A 201-nucleotide genomic window follows, 5' to 3' on the forward strand; every position below is an offset into this window, starting at 1 on the left:
TTGGTGGAGGTAAGCGGGATCGAACCGCTGACCTCTTGCATGCCATGCAAGCGCTCTCCCAGCTGAGCTATACCCCCCGGGCGCAGAAACACTGCTACTTCTTTTACCACTACACCAGATTGAACTGGCGTCCCCAAGGGGATTCGAACCCCTGTACTCACCGTGAAAGGGTGATGTCCTAGGCCTCTAGACGATGGGGAC

The 201-nt window shown here is 56.7% G+C and carries 2 tRNA genes; both read right to left on the minus strand.

Annotation, left to right across the window (positions count from 1 at the left end):
* Position 1: 1 nt before the first annotated feature.
* A tRNA-Ala gene (locus tag ACL9RI_RS27810) sits at positions 2–77 on the minus strand.
* A gap of 48 nt (positions 78–125) precedes the next feature.
* A tRNA-Glu gene (locus tag ACL9RI_RS27815) sits at positions 126–201 on the minus strand.

Source organism: Janthinobacterium sp. Mn2066 (genome assembly GCF_049319705.1).
Taxonomy (GTDB): domain Bacteria; phylum Pseudomonadota; class Gammaproteobacteria; order Burkholderiales; family Burkholderiaceae_D; genus Janthinobacterium.